At 35.6% G+C, this 17,662-nt stretch carries 21 protein-coding genes; 4 read left to right on the top strand and 17 right to left on the bottom strand.

Going from position 1 to position 17,662, the window contains the following annotated elements; genetic code table 11:
* From HFP47_RS02850 to HFP47_RS02840, 3 genes are read right to left on the bottom strand one after another with little or no spacing between them, the layout of a single operon-like run.
* A complete protein-coding gene (locus HFP47_RS02850; protein ID WP_115231070.1) occupies positions 1 to 1,149 on the bottom strand; it encodes a glycoside hydrolase family 5 protein in 1,149 nt (382 codons plus the stop codon).
* A 15-nt stretch (positions 1,150 to 1,164) separates the two neighbouring features.
* On the bottom strand, positions 1,165 to 2,415 hold the full coding sequence (locus HFP47_RS02845; RefSeq protein ID WP_025268004.1) for an MFS transporter: 1,251 nt from the start codon (positions 2,413 to 2,415) through the stop codon (positions 1,165 to 1,167).
* Positions 2,416 to 2,417: 2 nt separating this feature from the next.
* Positions 2,418 to 4,439: a beta-galactosidase gene (locus HFP47_RS02840; protein ID WP_179875998.1), complete on the bottom strand. Its 2,022-nt coding sequence runs from the start codon at positions 4,437 to 4,439 to the stop codon at positions 2,418 to 2,420.
* A gap of 123 nt (positions 4,440 to 4,562) precedes the next feature.
* On the opposite strand from HFP47_RS02840, the gene HFP47_RS02835 reads away from it, so the two are divergent.
* Positions 4,563 to 5,459, top strand: a complete 897-nt coding sequence (locus HFP47_RS02835) for an AraC family transcriptional regulator (RefSeq protein ID WP_011679616.1) — start codon at positions 4,563 to 4,565, stop codon at positions 5,457 to 5,459.
* A gap of 33 nt (positions 5,460 to 5,492) precedes the next feature.
* Here HFP47_RS02835 and HFP47_RS02830 read toward each other — a convergent pair whose 3' ends face one another.
* From HFP47_RS02830 to HFP47_RS02810, 5 genes are all read right to left on the bottom strand, one after another.
* Positions 5,493 to 5,993: an NUDIX hydrolase gene (locus HFP47_RS02830; protein WP_010294717.1), complete on the bottom strand. Its 501-nt coding sequence runs from the start codon at positions 5,991 to 5,993 to the stop codon at positions 5,493 to 5,495.
* Positions 5,994 to 6,085: 92 nt separating this feature from the next.
* Positions 6,086 to 6,994, bottom strand: a complete 909-nt coding sequence (locus HFP47_RS02825) for an aldo/keto reductase (RefSeq protein WP_179875997.1) — start codon at positions 6,992 to 6,994, stop codon at positions 6,086 to 6,088.
* Positions 6,995 to 7,085: 91 nt separating this feature from the next.
* Positions 7,086 to 7,631, bottom strand: coding sequence for a GNAT family N-acetyltransferase (locus HFP47_RS02820; protein WP_179875996.1), 546 nt, complete (start codon positions 7,629 to 7,631; stop codon positions 7,086 to 7,088).
* A 69-nt stretch (positions 7,632 to 7,700) separates the two neighbouring features.
* Positions 7,701 to 8,204 carry a serine O-acetyltransferase gene (gene cysE, locus HFP47_RS02815; protein WP_011679613.1) on the bottom strand — a complete coding sequence of 168 codons (504 nt, stop codon included), beginning with the start codon at positions 8,202 to 8,204 and terminating at the stop codon, positions 7,701 to 7,703.
* 39 nt (positions 8,205 to 8,243) lie between these two features.
* Positions 8,244 to 9,581, bottom strand: coding sequence for an aspartate aminotransferase family protein (locus tag HFP47_RS02810; protein ID WP_179875995.1), 1,338 nt, complete (start codon positions 9,579 to 9,581; stop codon positions 8,244 to 8,246).
* Positions 9,582 to 9,704: 123 nt separating this feature from the next.
* Here HFP47_RS02810 and HFP47_RS10540 point away from each other — a divergent pair, with 123 nt between their 5' ends.
* A complete protein-coding gene (locus tag HFP47_RS10540) occupies positions 9,705 to 10,064 on the top strand; it encodes a LysR family transcriptional regulator (RefSeq protein ID WP_257229691.1) in 360 nt (119 codons plus the stop codon).
* A complete protein-coding gene (locus HFP47_RS10535; protein WP_373562332.1) occupies positions 10,007 to 10,618 on the top strand; it encodes a LysR family transcriptional regulator substrate-binding protein in 612 nt (203 codons plus the stop codon). Before HFP47_RS10540 ends, HFP47_RS10535 begins: the two co-directional genes overlap by 58 nt.
* 80 nt (positions 10,619 to 10,698) lie before the next feature.
* On the opposite strand, the gene HFP47_RS02800 is transcribed toward HFP47_RS10535, so the two are convergent.
* The 9 genes from HFP47_RS02800 to HFP47_RS02770 all read right to left on the bottom strand — a co-directional run bounded on the left by HFP47_RS02800 (position 10,699) and on the right by HFP47_RS02770 (position 16,656).
* Positions 10,699 to 12,042, bottom strand: coding sequence for an FtsX-like permease family protein (locus HFP47_RS02800; protein ID WP_257229690.1), 1,344 nt, complete (start codon positions 12,040 to 12,042; stop codon positions 10,699 to 10,701).
* A gap of 233 nt (positions 12,043 to 12,275) precedes the next feature.
* A complete protein-coding gene (locus HFP47_RS10530; RefSeq protein WP_257229689.1) occupies positions 12,276 to 12,665 on the bottom strand; it encodes a hypothetical protein in 390 nt (129 codons plus the stop codon).
* A 1-nt stretch (position 12,666) separates the two neighbouring features.
* Positions 12,667 to 13,422 (bottom strand): ABC transporter ATP-binding protein, encoded by a 756-nt coding sequence (locus HFP47_RS02795; protein WP_060461342.1) that lies wholly within the window; start codon positions 13,420 to 13,422, stop codon positions 12,667 to 12,669.
* A gap of 101 nt (positions 13,423 to 13,523) precedes the next feature.
* A complete protein-coding gene (locus HFP47_RS02790) occupies positions 13,524 to 14,414 on the bottom strand; it encodes a sensor histidine kinase (RefSeq protein WP_223319749.1) in 891 nt (296 codons plus the stop codon).
* 97 nt (positions 14,415 to 14,511) lie between these two features.
* Positions 14,512 to 14,928, bottom strand: coding sequence for a response regulator transcription factor (locus HFP47_RS10525; protein ID WP_257229688.1), 417 nt, complete (start codon positions 14,926 to 14,928; stop codon positions 14,512 to 14,514).
* Positions 14,925 to 15,188 (bottom strand): response regulator, encoded by a 264-nt coding sequence (locus tag HFP47_RS10520; RefSeq protein WP_257229687.1) that lies wholly within the window; start codon positions 15,186 to 15,188, stop codon positions 14,925 to 14,927. Before HFP47_RS10520 ends, HFP47_RS10525 begins: the two co-directional genes overlap by 4 nt.
* Positions 15,189 to 15,253: 65 nt before the next feature.
* The gene (locus HFP47_RS02780) at positions 15,254 to 15,844 is read right to left on the bottom strand and encodes a type 1 glutamine amidotransferase family protein (protein WP_060461340.1); all 591 of its coding nucleotides are present in this window, start codon (positions 15,842 to 15,844) and stop codon (positions 15,254 to 15,256) included.
* Between the two features lie 141 nt (positions 15,845 to 15,985).
* Positions 15,986 to 16,357, bottom strand: a complete 372-nt coding sequence (locus tag HFP47_RS02775) for a hypothetical protein (protein ID WP_060461339.1) — start codon at positions 16,355 to 16,357, stop codon at positions 15,986 to 15,988.
* Between the two features lie 17 nt (positions 16,358 to 16,374).
* Positions 16,375 to 16,656, bottom strand: a complete 282-nt coding sequence (locus HFP47_RS02770) for a hypothetical protein (protein ID WP_179875994.1) — start codon at positions 16,654 to 16,656, stop codon at positions 16,375 to 16,377.
* A 240-nt stretch (positions 16,657 to 16,896) separates the two neighbouring features.
* Between HFP47_RS02770 and HFP47_RS02765 the strand changes: the two genes are divergently transcribed.
* Positions 16,897 to 17,592: a hypothetical protein gene (locus HFP47_RS02765; protein ID WP_060461337.1), complete on the top strand. Its 696-nt coding sequence runs from the start codon at positions 16,897 to 16,899 to the stop codon at positions 17,590 to 17,592.
* Positions 17,593 to 17,662: the final 70 nt, after the last annotated feature.

Raw genomic sequence — 17,662 nt, 5'->3', positions numbered from 1 at the left:
TTAAATCTTGGCCCATTTTTTGTTGACAGACCTTTCGAGTGACCAAGAATCCCAGCCGAACCATTCCTTATCATTAATTGTGTCAATATTAATTTTGTAACTCCAGAAAAAATAACCATCGACACGTTGCCACTGCTCAATTTGTAAGTTCCAAAGATCTTGATAAATACTCAGCGCATTGTTTTGATCAATTTCTACTTCTTGATCAAATACCTGTTGAACAGGACTAACACCACCTTTGGTGTCTGAACCTGTGGCCAAAGAATTAAACAAAGTCCATTCACCCACCACTACTGGAACGAATTCTCTAACCTTAGCAATCGCATCCCCAATCTCATTCATGTATTGATGATACGAATCAAGTGTTAACTCCCCTGTCTTCATTTCAGCAATCATTAGGTATTGGTGGGTATCTAATACAACATTCTCAAATTCATTTTTCTTAAAAAAGTCCGCCCATTTTGAAATATCAAACCCATCATGAAACATAACCACCTTGTCAAGCGGTAGTACTTCTCGTAATTTGATGTATGCTTGCTTATAAAATTCGTATAGAAACTTAAAGGTAATCGGTGCGTTTTCCAATGCCATCTCCGAATCACGAGGCTTATACCGATCAAGCATTGTTTGAAACATTTCGGCTGTTGCAGGTTCATTTAATACTTCAATACCATATAATCCAACTCTTTGCCCATAGCGTTCGGCCAAACGACGCAAAACTGAAATAGCAAAATCTACTTGGTCTGAGTGTTGTGCCCAGTTCTGAACGCCAGATATACCACCATTGTCAAAACCATTTTGACTCCCAGGAACTGTATGCAAATCAATTAAAATTTTAAGGTTATATGCTTCAGCCCAACTAAAGGCTTTATCAAGATAATCGATAGCACCAATAAATGGTGGCACATCACCAAAGATAAAATAAGGAACTGGAATACGTATCGTGTCAATTCCTAAACTAGCGATGTTTAAGAAATCAGCCTCCGTAATAAAATTAGCCCGGTGCATATTTATGCGCGTTCTGTATTCTGTTTCACTTAAGTCACGTGGCAAATAATACTCATCTTCTGCTTCCACACCATCAAATAATTGTGGCGCCATCCACTTTTCCAAAACAAGCCATCCACCTAAATTAACACCTTTAATCATTGTCTAAATTCTCCTTTACTTTGTCGACTTAATCATTTGGATAAATATCATAGCTAGTGCAGAAAAAACAACAGCTGTTGGAAATACCAAATTATATCCACCAAATCCAACTAAAATACTCGTAACAATTGGACCAACTGTCTGGCCTAATGTGGTTGCCATGTTTAAGATTCCTAAATCCTTACCCGATTCATTCTTGTTAGGCAAAACATCTATATTCAACGCTTGATCAACCGCACCATACACCGCATAACCTAGTCCTGAGAATCCTGCAAACAGAATCATTGAGAATGGTGACTTCATAATCCATGGTAACAAAAACCCAATTGACATGAGCAAGGTTGCAATATTTACTGGCAGCTTTCGACGGCCAAATTTGTCTGACAAACTTCCTGAAACTAGTGAACCAACTAGTCCGACAACCATTGTCACGATTGACATGACCGAAATAGTCGCAGCAGCAGCTGTTTCACTTTGACCAATATAACTTAACAAAATATATAACTGATAATTCAAAATCATGTAGTATGAAAAAATTAATAATGACCTACCGGTAAAGGCTAACCAAAAATCACGGGCGCCTTTAAGCGGTGGACGAAATGAAGCTAATAATTCCTTAACGCCACCTGTAACTGATGGTAATGACTTTGCAGAACGCTCGTGTGGCCAAACGATAACTGTCGCAATACCTGCAATACCCATTAGGATACCGGCTGTAATAAATCCTGGGGTCTGTAACGTAATAAAGCGGGCACCAATCAAGGTTCCAAGCGACGTTCCAACGGTAGTACCAGCTGAATAAAAGGCTGATGTCGTTGCACGCAAGTTTTCAGGAACTCGATCTGACAGAGTCGCCATAGCTGGCGCAATCATCATATTTAAACCAATCATACTGATACAGTAACTAACACCGATCAACCAGACATTTTGAAACAGACCGATAGCAAACAAGGATACACCGCCGATAACACCACCTGCAACAATCCATGGTGTACGTTGGCCAAAGCGAGAACGCGTGCGATCTGATAAATTACCAACGATTAAGTTTGATAATAATGAGGTTATGGCGGTTGCTGCGTTTAAAACACCAAACACGGCTGTGGAACCTTCGGCTCCTACCACATTTCGCAAATGTTGTGGCAAAAGAACTGCAGCTATAATTGCCAATCCAGCCATCCACAACAATGAGAACAAGAAATAGGATATCGTGAATCGAAATCCATCTTTTTTGCCCAATTTAATTTGAGCATCTACTGTCTTATCCATTATCAGTTACTTCTTTCTATAATTTTTACATCCCAAGGTTGCAATGTCACTTGACTACCTTGAGCCATGTGTTCTTGTTTGATTAGCTCCATACCTGAGAAAGGCGTAGCAAGGCTTGTACTCGTATCCGAAAAATTGAACAGAAAATCAATGTTCGCGCCGTACTCATTTTTTGCTGATTTAACAATCACTGGAAAAGTTACATCATAATCAGATTGGGAAATTCCTGATTGATTGATAACATGCTTTACTAGAGCATTCGTAACAGACTGGCTTGGCCAAGCACCTAAATACCATGCCATACCATTACCATATTTGTTTTCTGTAATAGCACCAAATTTTTTCCAATGATTATTATATGAGGCCAAAATTGTTGCTCCGTCACTCTCGAGCAATTCAGCCCACTCACTGATGTGCAAATCAGTATCTTCAAATATGCCAGTTTGATCTTCTAATGTCTCACCGTTGGGGTCGACAAACATGTGATAATGCGCACCAATTGCTTCTCGAATAATTGCTGGTTGTATATCAGTCCGCACTTTGACATGTTCATCAGTCACACCGTCTTTAAACGTGAACAATACATTGCCACCGTCATGAATGTACTGATTTAACGCTTTCAAAAAATTTTCGTCACTGACATATAACATTGGTACGACAACTAATGCGTAATCACTCAAATTAATTGTCTTTGGATTCAAAATATCGGTTCGGACATTTAATTTGTAAAATGTATCGTACAATCTTCGAAATACATCATTGTAGTTTACGTCTTTTCCAATCGCAAACTCTATCCAATCACTAGATGTTGCTGTGAGACTTTCGTTATCTACCACAAACGCTACGTCTGCTCCATGATTTAAGTTGACTAACTTATCAGACAAACGTTCAAAGTCATGTCCCACTTTTTGAGCCTCTTCATAAACTGGATTTGGTTCAAAATCATGACTCAGTAACCCTTTCCAATATGTCTCGAAAGAATTATGGATAGAATGCCAGTGCCAATATTCAATCATGTTCGCGCCATTGGCGATATGGTTAAAAGCAAGTTGATAAAGTTGTCCTGGATATGGTGTCCAGCTTTTAAATGCTTGTGCCTGCGTTTCTAGCACCAAATAATTTTGATGCTTAATTGAACGCGCAACATCGCCAGCAAAAGAATTTTCTGTCCCTGTAAGCTGACTTTGTGAGGGATGATAGACGTCAATTCCCACAAAGTCTAACGGTTCAGCTGCTTCAAAATGATTGACATCTGGTTGAATGCCATACGAATAATCACGCCATTCAAAATCAAAATTGTGTGTTACAAATTGAAAATCTTTTTTATACTCATTGACCAAGTCAACTTGCCAACTTAAGTATTCCTTCACTAATGAACGTTGGTATTTTGCAAACTCACCTGCTAAACTGCCGTTAATTGTACCGTTTACATTCGGAAAGTCCTCCCATGTGTTAATACGATTCGACCAATATTCAAGACCAAACTCTTTATTGAATGTATCAAGATCACCAGAAAATTTTTCTTTAATTTCTTCAACAAAACCGGCCTGTACGTGACTTGCAGATGTACCATAGTGCTTGGTTTCATTATCGACTTGATAGCCAATGATATTCTCGTAATCAACCGTTTCCTGCAACATATGACGAATGATTCGCTCAGAATAATATCGATAAATCGGACTGGTAATATCCATTATCTGCCTGGCACCATAAGGTAACCTGTTCCCGTTATTTTCAACAAGCACCTCAGGAAACTTCCTAGCCAACCAAGTAGGAAATGCATACGTCGGCGTGCCCACAATAACCGATATCTTTGCATCCCTCATTTTATTTAGCGTATAAATCAGTTTGCTAAAATCAAATACACCATCTTGTGGTTCGTAGGTACTCCAAGTACTTTCTCCAATTCTGACGACATTAATTTTAGCTTCTTGCATCATTTTGATATCTTGATCAATACGATCGTAGGGCAAATACTCAAAATAATAGGCAACGCCAAACAATAATTCCTTATTTTTGTTCATACTATTCCTTCCTTTGTGTTAGAATAAAATTACAACTCTTGATAACGCTTTCATTATGGGGCATAATTATCTTAAATGTAAGCGCTTTATTTATGATAAAACAGCCCTTTTTGAGGTTATCAAATGAAATCATTCGAAAAAAAAGAGCTCCAAGGCTCAATACGATTACCCGCATTAGATTGGAACATCTCTTTCTTTGGCGGTCATCAGCAAGATATCAAATCTGGCTGGCACTACCCTTCTGAACGTCATCTGGCATTTGAAGTATTTTACATTGTCGAAGGCGCAATCAATGTAACGGCCTTTGATAATACAATTCGCCTAGAATCTGGAGATATTATGGTTTTATATCCCAATGTATGGCACGAAACAACAAGTCTAACAAATACAACCTACTTTAATTTTCATTTCAATTTAGATGATGAACGATTCGTCACAAATTTAATAAATCAGGGTATCCTTAATTTTCCTAACGGCTCACTAAAAAATATCCCTCTTATAAAAAGTTTGGACAAATTACGGGATGTGCTAAATAAGAATATGGCGTACACTTTTAAGGACGAGTTGAAACTTCACGTGTTACTGTCTGATTTTATTTTCCAATTATTTTCTAGTGAAATATTAGAACACACACCACTTAACTCCTCACAACTTAAAATAGCCAGTTCAATTGCTTATGGTATAAGAACTACTTTGCAAAAAAATATCCACAGTTATTTTAACGAAGATTTCATTGTTAGCGATCATTCGTCACGCTTAAGTATCGACAAAATTTATAGTGATTTAAAAATTAGTCCAAGTTATGGCGGAGAAGTGTTTAGAAAAATTTATGGATACGCGCCACGACAATATTTAACAAAATTAAAAATTGCCCAAGCCAAGCGGTTACTGCAAATGCCTGATTTGAGTGTGATTGACATTAGTGAAGCGCTGGGTTACCGAGATCCCGCTCATTTTTCACGACAATTTAAAAAATGGACTGAAAATACTCCCTATCAATATCGTAAAAGTCATCAATAAAAAAGTACTGACTGTTAACAATCAGTACTTTTCTTAAAATACAGCATTTTCCAACACGGTCCACTCATCAAATATCGTATCTTCATCTTCAAAACGACGATTATTCAATAAGTATTCCTTTGCTTTTAAAACCAATGGTGAAGCATTACGAATACTAATATTTTCAAGCGGTATAAAAACAGCGCCTAATGAATCTTGCCCATCAAACTGTGGTGCTATCTCTTCAATTTTGCCAGACAACTTTTCAACATCATAAAATACAGCGATGTGTTGATTATAGTGGTAATTTAAATAATCCCAAGGATATTTAAAACTAGTAATTCCCAACTGACTATATTTCTGAACCGTCAAACCTGTTTCTTCTGCTATTTCACGTTTAATAGCAAGCGATAATTCTTCACCATCTTCTAAACTACCACCCGGCAAATCAAAACGATTAATGTAAGGTCCACCATTCTTTTTTATGACAACAATCCCTTTGCTGCTTGAATAAATAATGCCATAAACGCCAAATGCACGATGATATTTTTCCATATCCATTCCTTCTTTCTAAAGTGTGAATAGCGTAAAAAAGCAAGTCAGTAATATGACTTGCTTTTTCATATAAATTTATAGTACAACACTACCTAAAAATTTTCAAAGGCAGTGTCAATTTGCTGATATTCTGTTTCAGTTAAGTCAATGTTTAATGTAGCAACGTTATTGGTCACTTGGCTTGCATTACGCGCCCCCGGAATAACCGCACTGATACTGGGATTAGCAATATACCAAGCCAGAATAGTTTGCGAAATTGAAGCATTGTGATTTTCCGATATTTTCTCAACAAGTTTTAAGGCAGAGATAATTGTTTCAAATTGCTCTTTTGTAAACTGATCAAACTTATCAGCATCCGCCAAGCTGTACTTTCCTGTTAACAATCCAGAAGCCAATGGAAAATATGGCACAAAACCAATATGGTTTTCTTGCAAGTATGGCCATAATTTATTTTCCGCTTCGCGGTGCACTAAACTATATGCATCTTCTACATAGTCTACTTGACCATTTTTATTAGCTTCTTTAATTTGTTCTAAACTGAAGTTTGACACACCGACTGCACGAATTTTCCCAGATTTCTTCAAATCATTTAAAGCAGCAACTGCTTCATCTTTGGGCGTGTTTTCATCAGGAAAATGAATATAGAAAATATCAATATAGTCCGTCTGAAGTCTTGCCAAGGCATCATCAACTGCTTTTTTAAGAAAAGTTGGTGTATTATTTATTTTTAAATCATTGTCTGGATCTTGTGCCGCTTTAGTAGCAATTTTAAAGCTTGAGCGGGGGTACTTTTTAAGAACTTCCCCAATGATTTCTTCTGAGCGACCAAGACCATACATATAAGCCGTATCAATCATTTGGACCTTAGAATCTAATGCTTCCCGAACTATATCAAAGCCGTCTTCATCTTGTAGGCCCTCGAATAAATTATGACCGCCCACTTTGTTGGTGCCAATGCCCAATTTCAAAGCCTTATTACTTTCTTTTTGATTATGTGACATGATTCTCCTCTCTACATTCAACTAACTATTAATTAGCTTAATTATATAGCAGGTTAATCAACAATACTGTTTTCATGCTTAATTGTTACATTTAAAATTCTCGTTTGAGCAGATAATACTCATTCATATCGCGCAATTGACCACGATGAACATAGTAATCCGGATGAGTTGCCAAATATGAAAAACCTGCGTGTTTGGCAACTGCATTACTGCCAATATTCTCTACATCGGCAAACAATGATAACTTATTCAAACCAATATTTTCAAAAGCATACTCACAAATCTTACGGACAGACTTGGTCATGATACCCTGATGCTGGAATTTTGAATGTAGCCAATATCCTATCTCTGCTTTTTTGTTCTCTGAATCAATATAATGAAGATCAATTACACCCACAATATGATTATCTCGAATAATTGAAAACAAGGCATCAGTACCATCTGCGATACCATGCATTTTTTTCTTTATATAATTAACTTCGTCTTCTTTTGTTTTTGTTAATGCCACAAACCCAAGAAATTGACCGATGTTTTCTTGATCATTATAGAGTAACTCAAATATTTCATCGGCATGGCTTAGTTCGGTCACCGCGATAGCAAGATTATTCTCTATCGTACTTTTAAAGTAAACACTCATAATTTTCCCTCATAACGTTTAGAATATCATAAATTCTAACACAATTATGATAATATTACATTATTTTTATTAGATATTCGGATTTTTGTGCAATATATGCGCAGGATTACCAACGATAGTCACGTGGCTTGGAACATCATGTAAGACCACTGTTGCAGCTCCAATCTTCACATGATTTCCAATTGTAATATTTCCCAAAATAGTAGCATGGGCACCAATCAATGTGTGATTGCCGATTTTTGGGTGCCGGCGACTTGTATCTCCAAGTGCATGATGGGTGCTGCCTAGAGTTACACCATGATATAAAATAACATCATCACCAATAATTGCTGTTTCACCAATCACAGTTCCAGAACCGTGGTCAATTAACAGACGTCTCCCAATTTGCGCGCCAGGATGTATCTCGACTCCCGTGATTAAACGTCCCCATTGCGAACATAGATGCGCAAGAAGCTTCAAATTGAGTTGCCACAACTGATGACTAATGCGATAAAACCAAACGGCATGCAAACCAGAATAAGTTAAAATAATTTGCAAATTAGAAGAAATGGCGGGATCGTAATTTCTGATCATTTTAATATTTTCAAAAATAATTATTCTCCTTTGAGTATTCTATAAATTACCAAGGTTAATATCATTTTGAACAGATTTAATAGACTGTTCTAGTATTGCCAGACCGCTATCTAATTCCTCATAACTAACAGTTAATGGTGGAGCTATCCTGAACACACCACCCATCCCTGGCAGATTAACAATATTCATATGAAGCCCTAGTTTATAACAGCGTTTTGTAATTTCATCACCAATAAATTCAGATCTTTCTTTATTGCCTTTACTTTTTATAATTTCTAATCCTTGCAGAAGCCCACGACCGCGAGCATCCCCAACAATATCATATTCATCGACTAGTTTCTGCAATCCGTCATGTAAATAATTTCCTTTTTCCTTGGTTACTTGGCATAAATTATCACGTTCAATAATATTCATAACTGTGCAACCAACAGCTGCTACCAAGGGATCGTTTACGTGCGATGTATAAAAAAGAAATCCTTTTTCATGAGCCTTTTTTTCAATTTTATCCGTCGTAACTAATGCTGCCAAGGGTAGACCCGAACCCAATGTTTTTGATAAAGTCAAAATATCAGGTTCAACGTCATCGTACTGATATGCAAACCATTCACCAGTTCTACCTAAGCTAGTTTGCGCTTCATCAAATATCAGTAGCATACCACGTTCGCGACATTTTTCTTTTAGTGCTGCCAAGTATCCTTTTGGGGGCACCAGAATACCACCACCCGATACAATTGGTTCCACAATGCAAGCCGCTAGGCTACCAACCGATTGTGCATCAACCATTTCAAATCCATAATCTAGTTCTTTGTGCCAATCGTATTCTCCTTCTGAATTGAAAAAACTGGGACGGTATGTATACGGCGTTGGAATTGAAAGTTGACCTGGAGACGTTGGTGCCCCTGATTTTCTAGCTGAGGCATAGGTAGCACCAGCGCTAGCCTGCGTCACACCGTGCCATGATTTATTAAAAGAGACAACCTCAAATTTTCCTGTGACCAATTTAGCCATTCTCAAAGCGGCTTCATTAACTTCCGACCCAGTCGACAACGGAATAACTTTTTTTAAATTTCCCCCTGTTTTACTGGCAATGTTTTTAGACAAATTAATATTAGGTCGCGAAAGCATTCCGCTATATAAATGATCCAATCGTTGTACGGTTTGCTGTAAAGTCGTAACAATTTCCGGATTTGAATGTCCTAATGTAGAACTCATCTGCCCTGATGTAAAATCAAGTATTTTTTCACCTGATTCTGTAAACAAGTAGGTTCCTTTTGCGTGATCAATAATATCGGGACTAAAATCCATTCCAGCGTACCGACCAACATATTTTTCTACATCAGCCCACGGTTCCTGTGATTTTTCAAATGCTTCTATCATATTCAGATACCTCTTTCAATTAATAGTTAACTTGAAATTAATTTTAAAGCAATATAAAATTAATGAAAAGATAAAGTATCTGACGATATAGTTCAGTTTTTCTAAATGATTGAGGTAATATGAATGAATATTTGGCAACTGCAAATTTTAACCCACCTAGCCGAACTAGGAACAATGAATCGAGTTGCTGAGGCTTTATTTGTTAGTCCTGCAACAATATCACAGCAATTAAAAGACCTTGAAGACGATTTAGAATTAACGCTGATTGAAAAACAAGGACGGAAAGTTTATCTGAACCAAACTGGACAAGAACTAGTGGAGAGAGCCCAGCCAGTTTTATCAGAATTAGAAACGATCGAAAATGATTTTAAAACACGACAAAGTGAAATTACTGGCATTGTTAGAATTGCAACTTTCACCAGCGCATTAAATTCTATACTTATTCCTGTCATAAAAAGATTAATCAAACTTTTCCAAGTATAGAATGCAGAATATATGAAGAAGAACCCGACCAAAGCTTATTAGGACTTCGGTCACACAAATTTGATATTGTTTTAACCGGTTATTTTGAAAAAAAGGTCACTTTTCCCAATTCAGACATCATATCGACCAATATTGGCGAAGATAAATTATTAGTAGTCTCAAGTAAAGACGATAAAAGTATTTTCCCAATTAAGCACTTTTCAGACTTAGCATCAAAAAAGTGGATCATAGAACCCAAGAATACATATTTATCCAATCATATCATCCAAATGTGCCGAGAAAATTTATTTGACCCTGATGTCGTTAGTGAAATTCACAGTTATGATGCTATAAAAAGCTTAGTGAAATCACAACTCGGTATCTCCATTTTGCCTTCCTTAGCACTTACTGCGGGTACTGATATGAATGGAATTTTTATTCATGATTTCGATATTAAAAGCAAGAGACAAATCTACCTTTTAGAACGTAAGCCACAAAAAAGAATTCCTGCAATTAAAATCGTGTCGCAAATGATTACCGATCAAGCAACTGCAGTTTTAAAAAACTTTAATTGATTTTTATAAGTTTAATTTTTCCAAATTTTAAAAGCGACTTCAGTGATTGAAATCGCTTTTTTATTTTTTCTAACACACTTCTAAGATATTTTTCTTGAAACCTGCTGATAATATGTTTTCGATGTTTTCAGATAGATTAAGTAATAAATTAAGACTATCGAGATCACTGTTAGTACAGTGGTCAGATAAACTACTGGACCAATAATTATACCAAACAATTGCAGAATTTTATGAATCATTGGCATCGCAAAACATAAGTGCATAATCGCGACAACCACAGGCAGACCAAATATCCAAATGATTTGTGAACGAATCGTTCGCTTAACTTCTTGACTGGACATGCCTATTTTTTGCAAAATATCGAATTGCTTTTGGTCAGAACGTCCCTCAGATATTTGCTTATAATAAATAATCAAACCAGTTGCCATAATAAAACTAACTGAGAATACTAAACCAATAAAGAAAAAGCCACCATAAAATTCTTTTAATACAGATATTGTTGAAAATCTATCTTCACTCGTAATATTGTATGTTTGAGATACCTCTTTTAAGAATTTTTCTCTTTGCTGCTCAGTACCTGTGACATTGAATAATAACTGGTTCTTATAAGTAATATTCTGTTTCGTATCACCTAAATCATTAAACTCGTTTCCTAGAGCACTTGTAACACTCTTAGAAGGCACAACTACTATCAATGAATGTGTCATATTAGACTGAACGCTAGGAATCCCTTTAATCTTTTTCAACACGCTTTTCACATGGTAGTTTTTATCCAAAAAAGTGATATTGCCCCCATTGAATGTTCCTTGTCTATCATAGACATATATTTCATTAGCCTTTAACTTGTTTGAGCTATTATTGGCCATATATTTATACTGTTTTTCTGTTATGAACTGGATTTCAGACAAATTGTCGGCACTCCCAACGGAATCATCAGTTAAAGGTTGTAGCTTCCCTTGAGTCGTTAAATCCCCAGCTATCGCAGTACTAATTTCTAATTTGTAGGGTTTGTCTATTTTTATACCATTATTACTAGCAACTTTTCTCACAGACTTAATGGGCACTTTACGGTCAGATGAGCTTGTCAAAATAACAGCCCGCGGGAATTGTTGATTGATGTAGTCTTCTTGTCCAACAAACATTGAAACTGTTGTAACAATAACAACCAGCGACATAGTTGTTAATAGCGTAATGCTAGCCAGACCTGTTGCATTCTGCTTCATTCTAAATAACATATTCGACACAGTTATAAAATGATTTGCTTGGTAGTAATACTTTCCATTTCGTTTCATTACTTTTAAAATAATCGTCGAAGCTACGATGAACAGAATATATGTCGCACAAACAACTAACAGTACAGCTATAAAGAATTGACCAATTGCTTTTAAAGGTGAATGAACCGTTAAAGAAATATAATATCCCATTGTTAGCAGGACTAGTCCAAGGCCAAATAATACCCAATGGCTTCTGGGTTCTGATTCTCCCTTTTTAGTTGCATGCAATAAAGATATGGTTTTAAGTTTAAAAATCGAAAACATGTCTGTTATCAGCAAGAATAAAAAACATATCATAAAAAATACGACAATAAATACTATTGACTCGGCTGTGATGTTTAGCTGGAATTCGGTACCACCCACGAGCTTCATAAATAGTAAGATTAATACTTTACTGAACACAACACCAGTAATGAGGCCAAAAAAAGTAACTGCCAAAAAGAAATAAATTGTTGTCTCCAGCTAATTTTAATCAGATCAACTTTCTGTAACCCTAAAATGCTGAAAAGACCAAACTCTGACTGTTTTCGTTTACTTAGAAAACTATAGGTATAGAGCAGAAAAATAATAGAAAAAATAGCAATTACGATTTGAGAAAAAGTAAGCATTTCAATTACAGATACATTGGCTGCTAATTTTTTGACCCCTTTTGAATAAATAAGTAACTGAATAACCATGTTCAAAGTGACAGCAGCACTGCCTGCTAACATAAATGGTAAGTACTCTAACCTGTTTTTTACAATTGATTGCCAAGCTAATTTCCAATACAACATTTTAATCAATCCCCCCTAATAAATTAGTCATGGCATCACTAATTGTCAGTAACATTTCTTGCTCCGTTTTATTCCCTCGGTATGTCTGATGGAACACTTTTCCATCTTTAATAAATAAAACTCTTTGAGCATGACTAGCGGCCAAAGCAGAATGCGTAACCATTAATATTGTTTGATTTTGCTGATTATATTGTTCAAATATTGACAAAATATCAGCTGAATTCTTAGAATCTAAAGCTCCTGTTGGTTCATCAGCTAATAAAATTTCTGGATTGGTGATCAACGCTCTGCCAATAGCCACTCGCTGTTTTTGTCCGCCAGATAACTCATATGGATACTTATTCAATAGATCTTGTAATCCCAACTGTTTGGCAAGATTACTCAGTTTCTGCTCCTTATTATTTGTATTTTTAGCTAGTATAAGCGGTAAATATATATTATCCGCAACCGACATTGTATCAAGCAAATTAAAATCCTGGAACACAAATCCTAGGTGATCTCGGCGAAAGGCAGCTAATTGTTTATCTGACAAATGTTTGAAATTCTGATTATTTAAAGAAATAGTTCCTGCTGTTGGTTGATCAAGTGTGGCAATGCAGTTTAGCAAAGTCGATTTACCTGAACCAGACTCACCCATGATTGCAATGAACTCACCCTTCTCTACCTCAAAACTGACATTCGCCAAGGCAACAACTGTATTATTTTTAAATTTACTCTGATATTCTTTTTTCAAATGCTCAACTTTAAGTAGTGTCATGAATTTTATTCTCCTATATCGTTTATCATAATTCTATTTTAAATTAAAAAAGAGATGATTAACCTTACATATCATCTCCACACCTTACAACTTTGTAAGGTTTATTTAATTACAGTTTGTTGAAAATTAATTATGACTGTTGTACCAACATTTACTTCAGATTGAATGGTTATATCGTGACCTAAATTATTTAAAATTCTTTTAACCATGTATAAACCAAGGCCACTCGCATTACTATTAATGCGCCCATTAAATCCTGTATAGCCTTGATTAAAAATCATTGGTAAATCATTTTGCGCAATACCAATGCCCGTGTCTTTAATAATGACCTGATTGTCATTTTGACAAATAATATTTATTTTGCCCTGAGGTGTATATTTAATTGCATTAAATATAACTTGTTCAAATACAAATCGAAGCCATTTGGCATCACTAACGACAGAAAAATCAAATTCATTTATGCTAACAGCTAAATCTTTATGGATGAACCAATATTTATAATCTTTGATCACCGATCTTAAAGACTTTTGGACACTCATATCCTGGTACGCTATATCCTGATTGAAGTTTTTTAAACGAATAAACTGCAACATCATATCCAAATACTGATTGATCACTAACAATTGATTACTAGTTTCATATTTTTCAATTGTCCCAGTTTGATTCATTAAATCTAAAACGGACAGCGGTACTTTAATTTGATGGGCCCACATTGCATAGTAATCTTGAATGTCATTTGCATCTTCATTTAACTGTGCCTGCATTTTTTCTTGATGCAATTGTTGCTTTTTAATTAATTGTTGGTACATTCGTTCGTGACTAGACAAGGTCGCAATGCTTGATAATGTATGTACCTCTTCTTCGCACAGCAACTGAATCAGTCCCTTGTGTGCTCGGTACCATTTCCAAAATAAAATACAAGTAATTACAATTAAAATATAACAACCACCCCAAAGGACATCGAACATCGAGTCTAAACTTAGTGATCGCATAATCACGCTCCACATTAGCAAAAGAAAAGTTAACATAAATGAGGCGTACAGATACCAAAAGTCAGATAAAAACTGCAACGCTAAGCCAAATATTTTTTTAATCACTAAGCTTAATCCCCTTACCTTTGACAGTTTGTAAATACTTTGAAAATCCAATTTCTGTTACTTTGTTACGCAATCTCGTTAGCGTGACCGCTAACGTATTCTTATCAACAAACATCTCGTTATCCCACAAAGTAGCCATAATGTCCTCTCTGGTAACAAGTTGATTTGGATGAGTAAATAAAAGATACAATAGCTTTGTTTCATTTTTGGAGAGAACTACCTCTCGACTGTCATATATTAACTGATTATCAATAATATTCAAGGTATAACCTTGAAATTGAGAATGCTTTTTCTCTACACTGAAGCTATATTCGCGTCTCAGCAATGCATTAATTTTTACGATTAATAAATCTATGTTAAACGGCTTAGTAATGTAATCATCTGCGCCGAAATTCATGGCCAGAATCATATCACTTTCTTCATCACGACTAGATAAAAAATTATCGGTATCATGCTATTTTGACGTATTTTCTGTGTCCAAAAAAAGCCATTATAGTAAGGTAAATTAATATCCATCAACACTAAATGTGGTGAATGCATTGTAATTTCCTCTTCAACTTGATTAAAATCTTTACAACTAACTGCACTTAGTCCCCAACTAATCAAACCTTTTTTCAGCAGGCTTACGATTTCTTGATTATCCTCAACTATAAAAATTTTATATTTCATAATTTGTGTCCTTTATTTACTTACTTGAAGGTAAACCAAATCATGAATAAATGCAAGCTCATTCGCTAAGCATAGGGATTACCGAATTTGTCACAATACTTGTAAAATCCCAGTTTGTACAGATTGGTTGTTTTATCAATTTGATCTACTGGCAGTGCGTGAACTGTTTTCATAACTTGATTTGTAAACTCTAAGGTTGCTGTTCCATTGGCAGTAATTAAAGGTTCATCTACTACAACTTGTTCTTCCAAGAATCTAGACAAGTTTGTATATTGCTCATAACTCTGCCACAAATATACTGAATTACCAGTATGCTTTTTATCATTCAATAAACCATTTTTGGCCAAGAAATCAACTGCACCACAAATGGCCGCCACCGTTTTCCCCGCGACTAAACGATTTTTGATTAGATTAGTAATTTCAAGGCTGTTGATATGCCATGAATTACCACCAATCAAAACAAGTAACTCGGTTTCTAGAGGAATCTCGTTAATAGAGTAGTCTACTTTAGTCTGAAAACCACCAATGGAGTGTATAGTTTTTTGAATGGAAGCAGTTTTGACTGTCCAATCGGTTAATTGATTTAATTGACTTGATAGATAGGCACCTTCCCAATCTGCATATTCGTTTAACAAAAGAAACACTGCTGTTTTCATGTATCATTCCTCTTTCTTAATATTTAAATAGCTTATCATATAGAAAAAGGGAACACAAGTTCGCATATCGACACAAAAAAAGCATCGTTATGTAATCAACAATGCCTTTTCTAATATTAAAAATAATAATTGAGTTCAGCCTTATTCTTCAAATCCCTTAACCATTGGTAGCAAGGCAGCTAACATCAGTACGCCAACAAATCCTAGAATAATACCCAAAGTCATCATCCCCCAAACCATTGTCATTACCATACCTAATCCAAATACGATCGCACTAACAAAACCAAACAAACTGATTACTACGATTCTAGTATTCCAAATCCATAACGCTTTTCCTGCCATTTTACGTTTAGCCAAAAATACAGATAGAGCACTAATAATACCAACGCCACCTAGAATTGCACCTTGTAACTCTACGCCCCATTCCGGTAGTAAAACCATACACATCCCAATTGCGAATAGAAAGCCACTACTAATCCACCCTAGCAAGATTATAAAGTCATTTTTCTTCATTAGATTCCACTATCCTTTTAGTTTGTGCCTAAATGTAACCATCGTTTTCCTGCGTATACGCCGACAAATGATAACACTATGCCGCCTGCAATGGCTGGTACAAAGTTAGTTTCCATCAGTGTAGGTCCGTAATTTAGTAGTTGATCAGCCGAAACTGCACCCAAGCTACCTAACAAAATACCAGTGCCAAGGGTGATGTTTTTCCTCAATACTGTACCAGGTTGTTTCACCACATTTCCCAAAAATGCGACACCTAACCCTGTCACAACTCCGATAATGATATTTAATACAATTGCCATCTCTTATCTCCTTTATCCTTTTGATTGAATTAATTATCTAATTACTTTGTTTATAAATTGCTAAGGTTTTGTTTCGGTTTTGTTAATGACGTTTTATTAATCAAAACATCGATACTTTTGTTTACAATTTGTTAATCTTAAGCGTTACTGCGTTTTATCAGCAAATTTTTGATACAATGAGAATTGAATTCTTTAACTGATTAACTGGACGCCATATATCATTCCACGAAAGATAATCATATGCAGCTCATCAAAAAAATAACGACAAAATTTAATGACATCATTGATCATCACAACTTAAGACATCACATTTCAGAAAAATCTGATCGTGTAGTTCTATATAATGCCGCAAGCACAATATCTAATTTGGTATTTGCGCTTATCAAATTAACTATTGGTATATTCTTTTTATCTTTATGGTTTTTAATATTTGGGGGCTATTATATTATTTTACTGGCTATTCGATCATACTTTTTGTGGCGATATCGTCAAATTAGAGTTTCAAACATAAATCCCTTAGAGCGAGAAAAAATTGAAATTAGATACTTGCGAGAAGGTGGTATCTTATACGGTTTACTGGGCATGGCTCTTGTTACATTATCGATTTATATGTATATCGTAAACGAACCACAACGATATAATCAGAGTATTGTGTTGCTAATTGCACTAATTGGCTTCACTAAAATTGTGACATCCGTCGTTGGCTGGATTAAAGCTCGTCATTTTCGTAGTCCAATTATTACTTATTTAAAATCATTAAATTTAGCTGATGGATTAGTTGCCATTGTGATGACACAATATGCACTATTGTCCTATGAAAATTCACCTAGTGCTTCGTCATCAACAGGATTGTTTGGTGCGGCAATTGGTATTTTTTTAATTATTGTTGGTTTGGTGATAACACTTCGAGCCCATATAAAGTCCATTTCGCGCTAAATGACTGCAACTGTAAAAAGACCGCCATGCACACATCACATGATGAATGTATAGGGGTCTTTTTAGTACA

It is taken from the genome of Leuconostoc sp. DB-1 (assembly GCF_013414845.1).
In the GTDB taxonomy this organism is placed as follows: domain Bacteria; phylum Bacillota; class Bacilli; order Lactobacillales; family Lactobacillaceae; genus Leuconostoc; species Leuconostoc mesenteroides.
This window is presented reverse-complemented; position numbering and strand designations above follow the sequence as displayed.

Coding starts and splice junctions, on each gene's coding strand:
- HFP47_RS02840 (WP_179875998.1), bottom strand. CDS start 4,439: ATGAACAAAAATAAGGAATTATTGTTTGGCGTTGCCTATTATTTTGAG.
- HFP47_RS02795 (WP_060461342.1), bottom strand. CDS start 13,422: ATGACACTACTTAAAGTTGAGCATTTGAAAAAAGAATATCAGAGTAAA.
- HFP47_RS02800 (WP_257229690.1), bottom strand. CDS start 12,042: ATGGGATATTATATTTCTTTAACGGTTCATTCACCTTTAAAAGCAATT.
- HFP47_RS02765 (WP_060461337.1), top strand. CDS start 16,897: ATGCAGCTCATCAAAAAAATAACGACAAAATTTAATGACATCATTGAT.
- HFP47_RS02775 (WP_060461339.1), bottom strand. CDS start 16,357: ATGAAGAAAAATGACTTTATAATCTTGCTAGGGTGGATTAGTAGTGGC.
- HFP47_RS10530 (WP_257229689.1), bottom strand. CDS start 12,665: ATGTTGTATTGGAAATTAGCTTGGCAATCAATTGTAAAAAACAGGTTA.
- HFP47_RS02845 (WP_025268004.1), bottom strand. CDS start 2,415: ATGGATAAGACAGTAGATGCTCAAATTAAATTGGGCAAAAAAGATGGA.
- HFP47_RS10525 (WP_257229688.1), bottom strand. CDS start 14,928: ATGATTCTGGCCATGAATTTCGGCGCAGATGATTACATTACTAAGCCG.
- HFP47_RS02850 (WP_115231070.1), bottom strand. CDS start 1,149: ATGATTAAAGGTGTTAATTTAGGTGGATGGCTTGTTTTGGAAAAGTGG.
- HFP47_RS02830 (WP_010294717.1), bottom strand. CDS start 5,993: ATGGAAAAATATCATCGTGCATTTGGCGTTTATGGCATTATTTATTCA.
- HFP47_RS02810 (WP_179875995.1), bottom strand. CDS start 9,581: ATGATAGAAGCATTTGAAAAATCACAGGAACCGTGGGCTGATGTAGAA.
- HFP47_RS02790 (WP_223319749.1), bottom strand. CDS start 14,414: ATGCGATCACTAAGTTTAGACTCGATGTTCGATGTCCTTTGGGGTGGT.
- HFP47_RS02820 (WP_179875996.1), bottom strand. CDS start 7,631: ATGAGTGTTTACTTTAAAAGTACGATAGAGAATAATCTTGCTATCGCG.
- cysE (WP_011679613.1), bottom strand. CDS start 8,204: ATGATCAGAAATTACGATCCCGCCATTTCTTCTAATTTGCAAATTATT.
- HFP47_RS10540 (WP_257229691.1), top strand. CDS start 9,705: ATGAATATTTGGCAACTGCAAATTTTAACCCACCTAGCCGAACTAGGA.
- HFP47_RS02780 (WP_060461340.1), bottom strand. CDS start 15,844: ATGAAAACAGCAGTGTTTCTTTTGTTAAACGAATATGCAGATTGGGAA.
- HFP47_RS02835 (WP_011679616.1), top strand. CDS start 4,563: ATGAAATCATTCGAAAAAAAAGAGCTCCAAGGCTCAATACGATTACCC.
- HFP47_RS10520 (WP_257229687.1), bottom strand. CDS start 15,188: ATGAAATATAAAATTTTTATAGTTGAGGATAATCAAGAAATCGTAAGC.
- HFP47_RS02825 (WP_179875997.1), bottom strand. CDS start 6,994: ATGTCACATAATCAAAAAGAAAGTAATAAGGCTTTGAAATTGGGCATT.
- HFP47_RS02770 (WP_179875994.1), bottom strand. CDS start 16,656: ATGGCAATTGTATTAAATATCATTATCGGAGTTGTGACAGGGTTAGGT.